The 14,150-nt window shown below is 44.9% G+C and carries 12 protein-coding genes and 2 pseudogenes; 5 read left to right on the top strand and 9 right to left on the bottom strand.

Features of this window, described 5'->3' with window-relative positions; translation table 11 throughout:
* Positions 1-3 precede the first annotated feature (3 nt).
* A complete protein-coding gene (locus tag JCM19039_RS03255) occupies positions 4-906 on the bottom strand; it encodes a LysR family transcriptional regulator (protein WP_042423833.1) in 903 nt (300 codons plus the stop codon).
* Between the two features lie 104 nt (positions 907-1,010).
* On the opposite strand from JCM19039_RS03255, the gene JCM19039_RS03250 reads away from it, so the two are divergent.
* Positions 1,011-1,982: a YeiH family protein gene (locus tag JCM19039_RS03250; RefSeq protein WP_052398470.1), complete on the top strand. Its 972-nt coding sequence runs from the start codon at positions 1,011-1,013 to the stop codon at positions 1,980-1,982.
* Here the strand turns inward: JCM19039_RS03250 and JCM19039_RS27040 are convergent.
* The 7 genes and pseudogenes from JCM19039_RS27040 to JCM19039_RS03220 all read right to left on the bottom strand — a co-directional run bounded on the left by JCM19039_RS27040 (position 1,977) and on the right by JCM19039_RS03220 (position 7,134).
* On the bottom strand, positions 1,977-2,180 hold the full coding sequence (locus JCM19039_RS27040) for a histidine phosphatase family protein (protein WP_307190140.1): 204 nt from the start codon (positions 2,178-2,180) through the stop codon (positions 1,977-1,979). The two genes, JCM19039_RS03250 and JCM19039_RS27040, sit on opposite strands and share 6 nt — an antisense overlap.
* Positions 2,164-2,544, bottom strand: a complete 381-nt coding sequence (locus JCM19039_RS03245; protein WP_307190139.1) for a histidine phosphatase family protein — start codon at positions 2,542-2,544, stop codon at positions 2,164-2,166. The genes JCM19039_RS27040 and JCM19039_RS03245 overlap by 17 nt, the downstream gene beginning before the upstream one ends.
* Before the next feature lie 89 nt (positions 2,545-2,633).
* A complete protein-coding gene (locus JCM19039_RS03240; RefSeq protein WP_042423830.1) occupies positions 2,634-3,089 on the bottom strand; it encodes a dTDP-4-dehydrorhamnose 3,5-epimerase family protein in 456 nt (151 codons plus the stop codon).
* Positions 3,090-3,497: 408 nt separating this feature from the next.
* Positions 3,498-4,289 carry an SDR family oxidoreductase gene (locus JCM19039_RS03235; RefSeq protein ID WP_042423827.1) on the bottom strand — a complete coding sequence of 264 codons (792 nt, stop codon included), beginning with the start codon at positions 4,287-4,289 and terminating at the stop codon, positions 3,498-3,500.
* A 16-nt stretch (positions 4,290-4,305) separates the two neighbouring features.
* The gene (locus tag JCM19039_RS03230; RefSeq protein ID WP_042423824.1) at positions 4,306-5,172 is read right to left on the bottom strand and encodes a fumarylacetoacetate hydrolase family protein; all 867 of its coding nucleotides are present in this window, start codon (positions 5,170-5,172) and stop codon (positions 4,306-4,308) included.
* 15 nt (positions 5,173-5,187) lie between these two features.
* Positions 5,188-5,973, bottom strand: coding sequence for a carbon-nitrogen family hydrolase (locus tag JCM19039_RS03225; RefSeq protein WP_042423820.1), 786 nt, complete (start codon positions 5,971-5,973; stop codon positions 5,188-5,190).
* 14 nt (positions 5,974-5,987) lie between these two features.
* A pseudogene (locus tag JCM19039_RS03220) lies at positions 5,988-7,134 on the bottom strand (pyridoxal phosphate-dependent aminotransferase).
* Positions 7,135-7,275: 141 nt separating this feature from the next.
* Here JCM19039_RS03220 and JCM19039_RS03215 point away from each other — a divergent pair.
* From JCM19039_RS03215 to pepF (JCM19039_RS03200), 4 genes and pseudogenes are all read left to right on the top strand, one after another.
* Positions 7,276-8,205, top strand: coding sequence for a ketopantoate reductase family protein (locus JCM19039_RS03215; RefSeq protein ID WP_042423817.1), 930 nt, complete (start codon positions 7,276-7,278; stop codon positions 8,203-8,205).
* A pseudogene (gene pepF, locus JCM19039_RS03210) lies at positions 8,202-10,009 on the top strand (oligoendopeptidase F). Before JCM19039_RS03215 ends, pepF (JCM19039_RS03210) begins: the two are co-directional and overlap by 4 nt.
* Before the next feature lie 948 nt (positions 10,010-10,957).
* Positions 10,958-11,905, top strand: a complete 948-nt coding sequence (locus JCM19039_RS03205) for a RimK family alpha-L-glutamate ligase (RefSeq protein ID WP_042423815.1) — start codon at positions 10,958-10,960, stop codon at positions 11,903-11,905.
* 47 nt (positions 11,906-11,952) lie between these two features.
* Positions 11,953-13,749 carry an oligoendopeptidase F gene (pepF, locus tag JCM19039_RS03200; RefSeq protein WP_042423812.1) on the top strand — a complete coding sequence of 599 codons (1,797 nt, stop codon included), beginning with the start codon at positions 11,953-11,955 and terminating at the stop codon, positions 13,747-13,749.
* A 64-nt stretch (positions 13,750-13,813) separates the two neighbouring features.
* Here pepF (JCM19039_RS03200) and JCM19039_RS03195 read toward each other — a convergent pair whose 3' ends face one another.
* A complete protein-coding gene (locus JCM19039_RS03195; RefSeq protein ID WP_042396696.1) occupies positions 13,814-14,149 on the bottom strand; it encodes a metal-sulfur cluster assembly factor in 336 nt (111 codons plus the stop codon).
* Position 14,150 lies beyond the last annotated feature (1 nt).

Here is a 14,150-nt window from a genome sequence, read left to right as displayed (position 1 = left end):
CCCTCACCATTCTTTTATCGTTGTTCCCCAACGCTCGTTTAATACGTGGACAAATGCCTGCTTGTTACGACTCGTGGACGATATTTTAGAAGAAACGAACGAGAACATTCGCTGCATTTTCACGGCATCAAGCGGGATAACAACGATCGTCCCTCGTTCAACGTCTTGTTGAATGACGTGCTTCGATAAAATGGATAACCCTAAATTCCTCATGACTGCCTCTTTAACGCCCTGGTTACTTCCGATTGTCGTCACCGATTTAGGTTGGATGTGATGCTTAAATAAAAACTCATCAAAATAGTTACGCGTCCCAGACCCTCGTTCCCTCATCACCCATGCTTGTCCGTAAAGGTCTTGTATATCAATGGTAGAACGCGCCAACAATGGATGATGACGACTTGCAGCAATTCTAAGTTCATCCTCCATGAAAGGCTGTACCCACACATCTTTATGCTCGGTTTTTCCTTCAATAAACCCGAATTCAACATCTAAATTTGCAACCTTCTGTACGATTTCTTCCGTATTAGCAATTGTGACTTCCACTTCAAGATTCGGAAAGTCAGTGTATACATCGTGCAACATCTTCGGTACAAGGTATTCTCCAATCGAAAAGCTAGCTCCAATATGAAGCTTTCCTTGCACATGATTATGTAGTGTATCAATTTCTGTGTGGATTTGCTCGTACAAAGCTAAGATTTGCTTTGCCCTTACGTATAACCGCTCACCCGTCGGTGTGAGCTTCACCGATTTTGACGATCGAATGAGAAGGGTCGTCCCGTACGTTTCCTCAAGCTTTTTTAGTGCAATGCTCACATTTGGTTGTGAAATCAACAACTTTTCAGCCGCTTTCGTAAAATGTTGCTCGTCAACAACAGTAACAAAAATCTTGAGTCGTTCATCGACCACCTACAACGCTCCATTCATTAAGAATTGTAATGCTAAGCATTATAATTATGTATTTCATTTATCATCAATCTTTATGTACAGTAATGATGAGAGGAGCGAAACTAGTGCACTACATAAAAGGAATTCTACTCACATTCGCACTTACATTGATCGCAATGCTCCTTAGTCAATGGGGGTTACTGTCCATTATCGGACCGCTCGTTTTAGCTTTATTCATCGGGATGTTATACCGCTCAATCTTCGGTTTGCAAAACGAGTGTCAGTCTGGCGTAACACTTAGCACAAAGATGCTGCTTAAAATCGGCATCGTATTCCTTGGGTTCCGTCTTCATTTTGGCGACATTCTCTCCCTCGGAACTGAAACTTTGCAGTTTGCAATTTTAGCGACTATCGTCGGATTTTTCGCCGTCATCGTCCTTGTTATGATCACAAACACTGATCGCTCATCAGGCGTTCTTGTTGCATCAGGAACTGCTATTTGCGGGGCAGCGGCCATTGGGGCCGTGAGCACGCAAATAGCAGTTCGCCAAACCGAAGTCGCCACAGCTGTGGCCATTATTTCAATGACCGGCACACTGTTTACGCTATTGCTCATCGTAAGTTACCCGTTTTTAAGTATGACAGACAGCCAATACGGCATGCTTGCTGGCGGTGTCTTACATGAAATTGCCCACGTTGCAGCGGCTGGAGCAAGAGGGACTTCAGAAGCACTCGATCATGCACTCGTTGTTAAATTGACCCGTGTACTATTGCTCATCCCTTTGCTACTCATCCTCGCCTTTGTTTTTCGGAAGTCAAACAGAAATAGCCAACCCATTGGCAAGTTCCCGATACCTTGGTTTGTATTCGGCTTTCTATGCACAAGTGCCATTCATACGACAGGAATTTTTCCGACAGCAATGTCTGAGATTTTCGTGCAAATCGCGTACGTATTGATCGGTATGGCGATGGCGGGTTTTGGTCTACAAGTGAGCATCGGTTCATTAAAACACGGCAAGCGCTTATTCTTGATTTGCATCCTTGCTTCGTTCGTCTTGTTCGTATTTGGGTATGTTTATGTCACAATCTTACTATAAGTGTTTCGTACAATTATAAATTGAACACGTCCAACGGTCATCTGTCTTCGTTACATAGCTTACCGACGTATTATCTAAAGGTAACCGATCACTCGTTTCTGTCATACTCTCAATCAAAAGTCTGAGCAATGTTCCGTGAGCGACGATCAACACACGCTCACTAGGATGATTGTTTACAATATCAGCGATCGCGAGCAACCCACGTCGCAGCCGCTTCAGCAGATTCCATTTGTAAGTCTTTGTCTCGCCAGTTTGTTCCCCACCGCTCAATTCGTTCAGCTTCCGTCGTTCCTTCGATCAAACCTCCGCCGATTTCGCGTAAACGCTCGTCGGTGTGAATCGGGCGAGGCAAATGATCGCCACTCGCAATGTCTGCGGTTTGATAAGCGCGCCTTAGATCACTGGCGTACACGTGGTCCCATTGTTCATCACGAAGCCGTTCTCTTAGGCGTTCAGCTGTAACGATCCCTTCTTCATCCAAAGGAATATCAGAACTTCCTTGTGCCCGTCCTGTATGATTCCAAGCGGTCCGACCGTGTCGAATAAATCCAATTGTCGTCACACTTCCCACTCCCTTTAGTCATTTTCCCTTAGTTTAACATACAGAGGCCGAACGAAAGGGCGCTATCCAAAGATAGCGCCCTTTCGCATTTAATAATGTTTCGTGTTCCAATCAAACCCAATTCGGGGATCATTCCAAGCAATGCGCTTTTCATCGGGTTCGTCTCTTCGATACGCGTGCGTCGTTAAATAGATAATTGAGAGCGGCGTGTTGCCAAGCACTCGGTATCCGTGGGCAACAAAGCGAGGTATGAGCAGCACAATTGGATTGGACTCCCCCATATAATACACATCGGTTTCTTTGTACGTCGGTGAAGACCGACGTGTGTCATACAAAACCACTTGTGCGTTTCCAGCTGGGAAGAACCATACATCATCTTGTTTTTCATGATAATGAAAGGCTTTAATAACGCCTGGATAACTCATCGACAAAGACATCTGACCAAATTGCGTGAGTATCGATTCGTCTTCACGGACAAGTTCAGCAAAATAGCCGCGATCATCGTGATGCTTTATGAGCTGTTTTACTTTGACACCTTCGATCAAAGGAACCTCTCCTTTCACGTTCATCACTCATCTTATTCAACTGGACCTTAATTCATGACCACGCCTAACCGCTTTATAAAAGCACACCAAAAAACCATCAGCTCCACACGGGGCTGATGGTTCTCACGTTTATTTCATAGCAATGTACCCCAGATCAACAAAAGCCCTACCTGCTCTTTTGCCTTTACGGCTCCAATGGCCGCCCCTTAAAGATCTGGATGAAATGGTTGAATGGTCGTTATCTTATGTTACGTCAACTTGCTTATTTAAGCTCAATATGAGCACAAGCCTCGCTTCCATTCTCTTCTCGTGAAATTCACATGGGAAGGGTAAAGTCGAGGGATCTGCGTGAGTAGCTAGCAACTACACAACGTCCAGCTTACCATATTGAGGAGAAAAGTCAAGCGACTACAATGAGCGGACGAGTCCTCCATCGACGAGTAACGACTGCCCGGTCACATACGTATTCGCTCCCGATGCGAGGAACACAACTGTTTTTGCAAACTCTTCTGGTTCTCCATAGCGACCTGCCGGAATCTTTTTCTCAGACTCTCTTTTAATGTCTTCAGGCTGTTTGTCTTGTTTGTTCGCCGCAATAGCGTCAAGCTCTGCCACCCGGTCGGTTGCAATACGTCCAGGTCCTACTGTATTGACAAGAATGTCTTCCCCAGCAAGTTCTGTAGCAAGGCTTTTCGTCAAGCCGAGCACCCCTGCGCGAAACGTATTGGAGAGAACCATTCCATCAAGCGCCTGTTTAATCGAAGACGATGTAATGTTTACGATTCGGCCAAACTGTTGTTTTTTCATGTAAGGTAATACCGCTTGCGTCGTCCGTACATAACTAAGTAAATTCAATTCGTAGGCTTGCTGCCAATCTTCAGCCGTCATATCTTCAAACAAACCTGCTCTTGGGCCCCCGCTATTGTTAATGAGGATGTCGACACCGCCAAGTTTTTCAACGGTTTCATTCACAAGCGATTGTAAATCCTTTTCTTTCGTAATGTCACTAGAGGAAAAATAAACGTTCTCGTTCCCCGTTTCTTGTTTGATCGTATTTGCTGTGTCTTCTAGAGCACTTGCGTCTCGGCTCGTAATGACGACGTGGCTGCCTTCGTGCGCAAAAGCCGTCGCAATCGCACGACCTAGTCCCTTACTTGCAGCGAGAACGAGCACTCTCTTATTTTCTAATGATAGGTTCATGGAAACACATCCTTTTTTAGTCTGCTGTTTTAACAGGGTTGGTGAGTGGTAAAAAGCCATCAATCTCACACCCGACAATGTCTGCCTCTCGGAGGTGCACAGCACCAGGTGTTCCCGTCGAGATAATATCCCCAGGGTTGAGTGTCATCACTTTAGAATGAAAGGATACGAGCATTTCTGGCGAGAATGTCATGTTTGCAATCGTATTTTTTCGATGAAGCTCACCATTGTGCATCGTACGCACTTCGAGACTGTGAAGATCTTCTACCTCATCACGGGTGAGCAAGACCGGACCGAAGCTGAAAAACGTATCAAAACTTTTGGCGCGTGTGAGATACCTCGGATTCTTCTCTAAAATATCTTCCGCCGTCATGTCAATAATCGTCGTATAGCCGGCTATCACATCGAATGCCTCATGTTCCTCAACGTCCTTACACGTTTTCCCAATAATAATACCTAGCTCTGCTTCGCCGGTCGTGCGCTCGGATTGCGGTGGCAACCGTATCGTCTCTCCCGGACCGATAATCGTCGTTACAGGTTTCATAAAGCTTGCCGGTTCTGTATTGGGGGACACTTCGTTTAAATCAGCGGCATGATCGACATAATTTAGGCCGATCCCCCATATTTTCTCAGGGTTTCGGTAAAGAGGTCCCAAAGTGACGTCACAAAGAGGCAAAACTCCAGGTATTTCAGTGGCGATGTGTTGCTTGTTCGCTACCCACCTGGCAAGATCCGAGAGTTGGTCGTTTTCAATCAGCGGTTTCATCTTCACTTCAAAGTCTAACCGATCATGATCGTTAATGCATTCAATCGGCACAATCACATCGTCAAGTAAAATTCCTGCTTTTTCTTGATCATTTGCAATAACCGTCACTAGCTTCATAAAAACTCCCCATTTCTAATAGAGTGATGGCACGCGATTCGTTAAATTTGGCACGGCTTTTCGGAACTGTTGTACTTCTGAAAAATCAAGGTCGGCAACGACCGTCTCCTCATCAACGGGTGACGCACGGACAATCAAGTTCCCCCACGGAGAGTAGACTAATGAATTTCCAGAGTAATCTACGTCGTTGTGTGAGCCAACAGCATCACACGCGACAATATAGCATTGATTTTCGATTGCTCTCGCTTTTAACAACGTATCCCAATGGTCTCTTCTTGCCGCTGGCCACTCTCCAACGACAAAAATCACTTCCGCTCCTTGCAATGCTAACGATCGGAACAGTTCAGGAAAACGTAAATCATAACAAATCAATACGCCAGCTCGGGAAGACGATACAGGGAAGACCGTTGGTTTCTCTTGGCCACGTACGAGATAGTCAGGCTCATTTAACATCGGCACGAGATGGATTTTGTCATACCGATGAACGCACGTACCGGTATGATCATAAACAAGACTACGGTTCACGATGCCGTCCGCTGTTTTCACAGCCATGCTGCCGGCAACGATCATCACGTTATGCGTCTTCGCTTGCTCCATCAGAAACGACTCCGTCACCCCTCCTTCTTGTTCGGCAATGTCTTCAAGCTGCTCGAGTGCGTACCCGGTCGTCCACATCTCAGGTAAAACAACGACGTCAGGTGCATATTTTTTCACTTCTTCACGCATCCACTCTTCGACCCGTTGTCGATTTTGAACAGGGCTTCCTGCGATTACACGCATTTGATATTGTAAGACTTTCATTTGGATCGTCCTTTTTAAAATAGATTTAATGCTTGAATTCTTGACATCGCTTCTTTAATCTTCGTTTCGTCGTTCACAAGACCGATACGCACGTACCCGCGTCCGTGTTCCCCAAAGCCATTGCCAGGCGCAACGGCGACGTGAGCTTCATGGAGAAGCTGTGTAGCAAATTCAGTTTCACTCATCCCATTTGGCACTTTAAACCATGCGAAAAATGAGCCTTTCGGTGCCTGTTGTGCCCATCCAATCCGTTTCGCTTCTTGAACGAGTACATTTCTTCTCTTCTCATACATCTGTTGAAGCTCTGTTACTCCTGCTTGCGACGATGTTAAAGCGGTCGTCGCCGCTCGTTGCACAGCTCCAAATAGGCTTACATATTGATGATCTTGAAGCACATTTAAATGCTTAATGACCGAGCGATTCCCGACCGCAAAGCCGACACGCCACCCTGCCATATTGTACGTCTTAGAAAGTGTATAAATCTCAATGCCATTTTCTTTAGCCCCTTTTGTTTGCATAAAACTTGGATGTTTCACGCCATCGAAGCTAATGGCTCCGTAAGCAAAGTCATGGACTGTACAGATGTCATGGTCATTAGCAAATCGGACCGTTTCCTCAAAAAACGCAGAAGACGCCACCGCCCTGTCGGGTTGTTCGGGTAGTTGAGGAATAGCAGCTTTGCTTCATCGCGCACCCGAGCTGGAATGTCTTCATACTGAGGAAGGAACCGTGTTCATGGCGCAGTGGCATCATGTGCATGTTCGCTTCTTGCATCGCAACCCCTGACCAATAGTCAGGGTACCCAGGATCGGGGACGAGGGCAACATCTCCGCGGTTCAATAAACATTGACTCACTTCAACGAGGCCGCCTTTGCCTCCAAAAAGAATGCACACTTCTTCATTTGGATCGAGGTCCACATCATATTGATCTTTGTAAAATTCGGCAACCGCTTCTTTAAAAAACGAGAAGCCTTGAAACGGTGAATACCGATGAAATTGCGGGTCTGCTGCCGCTTCTTGTAAAGACTTGATAATGTGGTCTGGTGTCGGTTGGTCCGGGCTACCTTGGGCAAGGTTTATAATATCTGCCCCTTGTGACTTTAATGCCACAATGGATTTTTCCAATTTCGAAAAATACTGTTCGGGCAAACGACGAATCATAGTTGAAGCAGCGTATTGTTTCACCTTTTGTTCAGCACCTTCCGTTTTAGTTCTTTTCAGTCTAACATGTGTTCATAGATATGTATTTCTAATTTTCTTTTTCTTCGATATACTAAATAATAGAGAAAGGAGGGCAATATGATGAAAATTCTAGTCGTCGGCGCCGGTGCCGTCGGGGGTTACTTCGGAGCAAGGCTTCATGAAGCGGGACAACAAGTCACATTCCTCGTTCGATCGAAGCGACGTGTTCAACTCCAAAAAAATGGACTCATCGTAAAAAGCAGAAATGGTGATTTGAACATCTTCGACCCTCATCTTATCACAACAGCAGATGTCGGAGCTTTTGATGTGGTTCTTATGAGCACAAAATCGTATCACCTCCACGAGGCAATCGAAGATGTGTTGCCGTTTGTCCATTCAGAGACCATCGTCATTCCTTTGCTTAATGGCATTCAACATCTCGATGTGCTCGATTCTGCTTTTTCCAAAACACAAGTGTATGGAGGGGTTGCCTTTATTGAATCGACCTTATCCGAAGATGGGCACATCCTTCACCAAGGGGCGAATGCCTCGATGATGTATGGTCGAAGAACACATTCTGCTCCGCCCTCTGCCACTAAGGTTGAAAAAGCACTTTCTTCTGTTTCTGATATTAAGACTCGAGATACCATTGAAAGTGACATGTGGCAAAAATATATGCTCATCACGATTCTTTCCGGAGCAACGACCCTTTTTCATACCGACGTCGGCACAATTCGAACCTCTACAAGTGCAGGGTCATTTATCGATCGCTACATAAATGAGGTTGCTCGATTAATTGAACAGATTGCACCAGAAATGGATGCAGAGCGTTTGCAACAAAAAGCGAAGCGACAATGGCAAAACCTTGACGCTTCTTTTAAAGCTTCGATGCAAAAAGATAAAGAAAAAGGACAAGCAGTCGAGTATGAGCATATTCAAGGGTACCTGTTGGAAAAAGCGAAAGCGTATCATTTGGACGCGCCTGCATTACAAGTCGTGTATGCCAATCTTGAACTTTACGAACAAATACGAAAGGGTGATTTTCAATGACACAAGCGATTCAACAATACCGACAAGATGTACGAACTGAAGAGACATGGGATTTAACGAATCTTTTTGCGTCAGACAAGTCGTGGGAGAAAGCTTATGAAGAACTCGAAATGATTCTTCCGCGGTTAAAGCCTTATCAAGGAACGCTACATGAAAGTGCCAAACAGCTGCTGGACTGCTTGAAAACGTACGAAAACATGATGCAAATGCTCATTCCCGTCGCCACTTACGCGATGCTTAAAGTGGCCGCAGATGGAAGTGATGCGAACAATCAAAGCCGGCAAGGGAAAGTAAGTCAACTTCAAGCATCCTTTAGCCGAGCAAGTGCTTTTATCAATTCAGAAATCGTTAAAATAGATGATGAGACGTTGCACCAATTTTTTAAAGATAATGACGAGCTACACAAGTATGAAGTACAAATTCAAAAAATCCGAAAAAACAAAGATTACATGCTCTCTGATGAGACTGAGGAAGTGCTTGCTGCTTTAAATGAATCACTACGTGCTCCGTTTTCAATCTACAAACAGGGCAAGGCAGCCGACCTTTCATTCGCTGACTTTCAAGATGACAATGGAAATACTCACCCGCTTACCTTTGCTCTTTTTGAAGATAAATACGAGTTCTCAAAAGACGCGAGTATCCGAAGAAATGCCTACAAAACCTTTATTGATGGGCTGAGCAACTACCAGCATACGTTTGCCGGAACATACGCCGCAGAAGTAACGCGACAAGTGAACGTGTCTCGTTTGCGAGGATACCCTTCTGTCACTGACATGCTCCTTCATGAACAAGATGTGGAGCCGGCGATGTACCATCGACAAATTGATACGATTTACAACGAATTAAGTCCATACATGCAACGATATGCGACGTTAAAGAAAAATGTACTCGGGCTCGATGAGCTCACATTCGCTGATCTAAAAGCACCGCTTGACCCAGACTATGATCCAGACATTAGCTTCGAAGAAGCGTTCTCCTTAATTAAAGATTCACTAAAAGTCATGGGTGAAGACTACAACAAGATGATTGACCGAGCGTATGAAGAGCGATGGGTTGACCGAGCGGAGAATGTCGGAAAACAAAACGGAGCATTTTGCGCAAGCCCTTATGGTGCGCATCCTTATATTCTCATGACGTGGACAAACATGATGCGCGGCACGTTTATCCTCACCCATGAACTGGGGCACGCTGGCCACTTTTATACAGCGCATCAACATCAGAAGCTTGGTGGCGCCAGACCGTCAACGTACATGATCGAAGCGCCTTCAACGATGAATGAAATGCTTCTCGGTGACCACCTTTTAAAAACCGCGGATAGCAAAGAGATGAAACGGTGGGTGGTCCTCTCATTATTAGGTACGTATTATCATAACTTTGTGACCCACTTACTTGAAGCCCATTTCCAACGGGAAGTCTATCAAGCTGCAGAAGAAGGAACGATTCTAACAGCAGACAAATTAAATGAACTTAAACTTGCGACACTTCAAGGATTTTGGGGGGACACGGTTACTTTTGATAAAGGTGCCGCACTCACATGGATGCGCCAGCCTCACTATTACATGGCTTATACCCTTACACGTATTCGGCAGGTCTCACCGCATCCACCTATGCATCGAGAAGAATTATTGAAGAAGGAGCCCCAGCAGTCGAGCGTTGGTTAGACATGCTACGAGCTGGGGGATCGAAATCTCCGCTTGAGCTCCTCAGTATTGCAGGGGTTGATCTTTCTACCGCAGAGCCGATTTCTGAAGCCGTCAATTATGTCGGTTCGCTCGTGCAGCAGTTAGAAGAAAGTTACGCATAACCATCGTTTCAATTAGAGCCGTTATTCTAGACGACGGCTCTTTTCTATGCCAAGATGTTCGTTCTTCACCTTCCCATGCTCGGACGACCGTTGTTATATTGTTACGAATAGCCGTGTGGAAATTTATATGTTGTACTTTACATTTTTCACGTAATGCAAATTATACAATCCTTCACGCTTACTTTTGCATCGAGCTGAGCGAGCAATACTAGCGAAACTTTCGACATCCACTTATACGAAGAAGTTTGCGTTTGCATTTGCCCCCCTACCGAGGTTGGAGATTTTCAGAATATTGGTGATCTACATCGTATGAACTTTAGATTTTCCTGAAGTTGGCTGTGGTTTGTTGCTCTCCACTACAGCTGGATGGTTGGACTCCAGAGCACAAAGGTGACATGGTTCCCTTTTCTGTCTACTCGCTAGGGTGTATAGAAAGCAGTCGAAGTGTCACATATATTTATTTCCGTGACCCTTCGGGTTTGAGGGCTGAATTGTCACATAAAAAAGCGGGAGGTCGCAACATACATTGCGCCAAGTGATGACCATCGGTCACTTCTCTTTACCCTTGGGCAAAAGCTTTCCGCTTTGCCCGTAACACATACAGAGACGAACAACGATCGGCAACGAGCGATGTCGATCATATCAGTGAAATTGTTTAGTTCAATTTATATAGTTCGTTTTTCACGATTTTCTGCACCGACGGTAGCGGTCATAAGTTCTTCGTGATAACAGCCGTCCATAACCGGAACATGACGCTAGGTGGAACGGGGACATCAATGCGCACCTCGTGACGGCAAACAAAAATTCGATATACCCCAATCAGTATACTGCTTTTTGTTTGACCTCTCCTTTTTTCCGTGTATATTTTCCACTCTTTCATTGCAATCGCTTTTTTTGCACTGCTTGGTCATCTGCTTTACAATCAGGAATAGAAAAGGGTGTGAAATAATGGCAAAAATCTATGTACTCCATGAAAATGATGAATGGACTGCTCCACTAAAAACCGCCCTTGAAACGCTTGGTGCAGAATTTGAATTGTGGCACTTGCATGAAGGGTCGGTCAACTTAATGGAAGCCCCGCCTGAAGGTGTATTTTACAACCGTATGAGCGCGTCTTCACATACACGGGGACACCGGTACGCTCCAGAATATACCGCTGCGGTCCTTCGTTGGTTAGAAAGCTACAATCGCACCGTTTTCAACGGTACAGAAGCGTTACAGCTAGAATTAAGTAAGGCGGCTCAATACACGAGCTTGGTTTCACACGGCATTCGTGTGCCAGAGACGATTGCAGCTAGCGGAAAACAAGCGATTCTCGATGCGAGCAAACAGATGGGCAGCGCCCCTTTTATTACGAAGCATAACCGAGCAGGTAAAGGACTCGGCGTTCACCTTTTCCAAGACACAGCTGGGTTAGAACGCTACTTACAGACAGATTTTGAACCCTCCATTGATGGGATTACGCTTTTGCAAACATACATTAACAACCCCGACTCTGTGATTACACGGTGCGAATTCGTAAACGGGAAGTTTCTGTATGCAGTGAACGTGGACACGTCTGATGGCTTTGAACTTTGCCCAGCAGATGTGTGCCAGATCGATGATGCTTTTTGCCCGACAACCGATCAGCCTCGGGATCGGGATAAATTTTCAATCATTCCGAACTTCCAACACGAAATCATTAAAAAATATGAGGAATTTTTGCAAACACATCGCATATCTTTTGCAGGGATTGAATTTATTCGTGATGAGTTCGGCACACTGTACACATACGACGTCAACACAAACACAAACTATAACAAAGACGCTGAAGAAAAGGTCGGCATCTACGGGATGAAGCATGTCGCTGACCAACTCGTAGCCGCTTTAGCGTCAGCATTGCATCAAAACGCATGAACGCCAAAAGAGCGTTCCCTAAATTCATGAAAAGCAGGTGATTGTTCATGGCAACTTCGTACACGTCGAGAGAAGACGTACCTGAACAAGAAAAATGGGATCTAACCGATCTATATGAAAACGAAGAGGCTTGGCAAAAAGATGTGGACACGTGCAAACAGCTTGCAGATGAATTGGCTCAATTCGAAGATAACATTACAGATGCCTCTTCCCTTCTCGCTTATTTGAAAAAACAAGAGCACCTTTCACTTATTGCCCGTAAAGTTTTTGCGTATAGTATGTTTTTATCTGACATTGATACTCGTGATACAAATGCGCAAAGATTAAGTGGCAAAGCAGCACAGCTCAGCGTGAAAATGAGTGAAGCAAGCGCCTTTTTTATGCCGTTTCTGCTCAGCTTGTCCAAAGATACGTTAACGTCTTACATCAACGAAGAAAAAGAGTTGCAGTACTTTGAAGATGAGTTATGGAAATCATTTCGCTATAAACCACACGTTCTTTCAAAAGAGCAAGAAGAGCTGCTTTCTCAACTGAGCGAAACGATTGGAGCTCCAAGCAATACGTACAATATGTATAATAACGCCGACATCCAGTTCGGCATGGTTCACAATGAAGAGGGCGAAGAAGTTCAGCTTACTAGAGGCATGTACTCAAAAATGCTTGAAGACGAAGACCGAGACGTTCGAAAAGCAGCGTACAAAGCATACTACAAGCCGTATTTACAGATGAACAATACGATTGCGACGAACTATGCATCCGAAGTGAAAACGAATGCCAGTCTCGCAAAGATCCGCAACTACAACTCAGCCTTGGATGAAGCGTTGTTTAGCGACAACATTCCGAGTGAAGTATATGAGAATCTTCTTCAAGCCGCAAAAGACAATAGCCAACCACTACACGATTATGCGAAGCTTCGCAAAGAGCGTCTAGCGGTTCAAGAACTTCGTCAGTATGACTTGAGTGCACCGATTGTCGCCGGTGTTAAAGAAGACATCCCTTATGATGAGGCATACGAGACGATGATTCAGGCGCTTATGCCCCTTGGTGATGATTATATCGAACAGTTACGTGCATTTAAAGACAAGCGCAATATCGATGTTCGAGAGACGAAAGGAAAGAAGTCTGGAGCCTACAACATGGGCGTTTACGGTGTTCACCCGTTCGTTCTCTTAAATCACAATGATGACTTAAACAGCTTGTTCACACTCGTACATGAGATGGGTCATGCGCTCCATAGCCACTATTCAAGCAAAATGCAGCCGCAAATCTCAGCGTCGTACAAAATCTTTGTCGCTGAAGTCGCCTCTACAGTGAATGAAGTGTTGCTCATCCAGCACCTACTAAAAGAAACGACCGATCAAAAAAAACGCGCCTACTTGCTTAACCATTTTATTGAACAATTTCGAGGCACGTTCTTTACACAAGTCATGTTTGCCGATTTCGAAAAACAAACGCACGAACGTGCCGAAGCCGAAGAACCGCTCGATGCGTCCTCCCTTAATGAACTGTATGAAGGTTTATTCCGGACGTACTTCGGTGATGAGATCGTGTTTGATGATGAAGTAAAATACGGATGGTCACGCATCCCCCATTTTTACCGCGCATTTTACGTTTACCAATACGCAACGGGCTTTGTTTCAGCCATTGACATTGCGATGAGAATTCTTGATGGCGACGAAGAAACATTGAAGAATTACCATACGTTCTTACAAAGTGGCAGTGTGAAAGATCCTCTTGACTTGCTCCTTGATACCGGAGTGGACTTAACATCCGATGTGCCGATTAAAAACGCGTTGAACATGTTTAAAAACACTGTTGATGAACTTCGGAAATTAGACGTGTAGAATCTAACCAAATAAAAAGAGAGGCACAGAGCGAAAGCCCCGTGCCTCTCTTTTTATTTCATCATTAATCTGCCACACCGAGGGCAATTTTTGCGTAACGTGACATCTTGTCCTTCGTCCAAGGCGGATTCCAAACAATGCTCACTTCCACTTCGCCAATTTCCTTGTTTTCACTTAAATCAGCGAGGGCATTTCTCACTTCTGATTGAATCATCCCTGCAAGTGGACAACCCATCGATGTGAGTGTCATAATAACGGTCGTATTCATGTTCTCATCAAGATCAATGTCATAGACGAGACCGAGATTAACAATATCAACACCAAGCTCTGGGTCAATCACATTTTCCAGTTCGGCAAGAACTCGTTCTCTCGTTTCTTCTAATAGCTTTTCATCAGCCATG

The organism is Geomicrobium sp. JCM 19039 (assembly GCF_000698145.1).
Taxonomy (GTDB): Bacteria; Bacillota; Bacilli; order Bacillales; family Marinococcaceae; genus Geomicrobium_A.
This window is presented reverse-complemented; position numbering and strand designations above follow the sequence as displayed.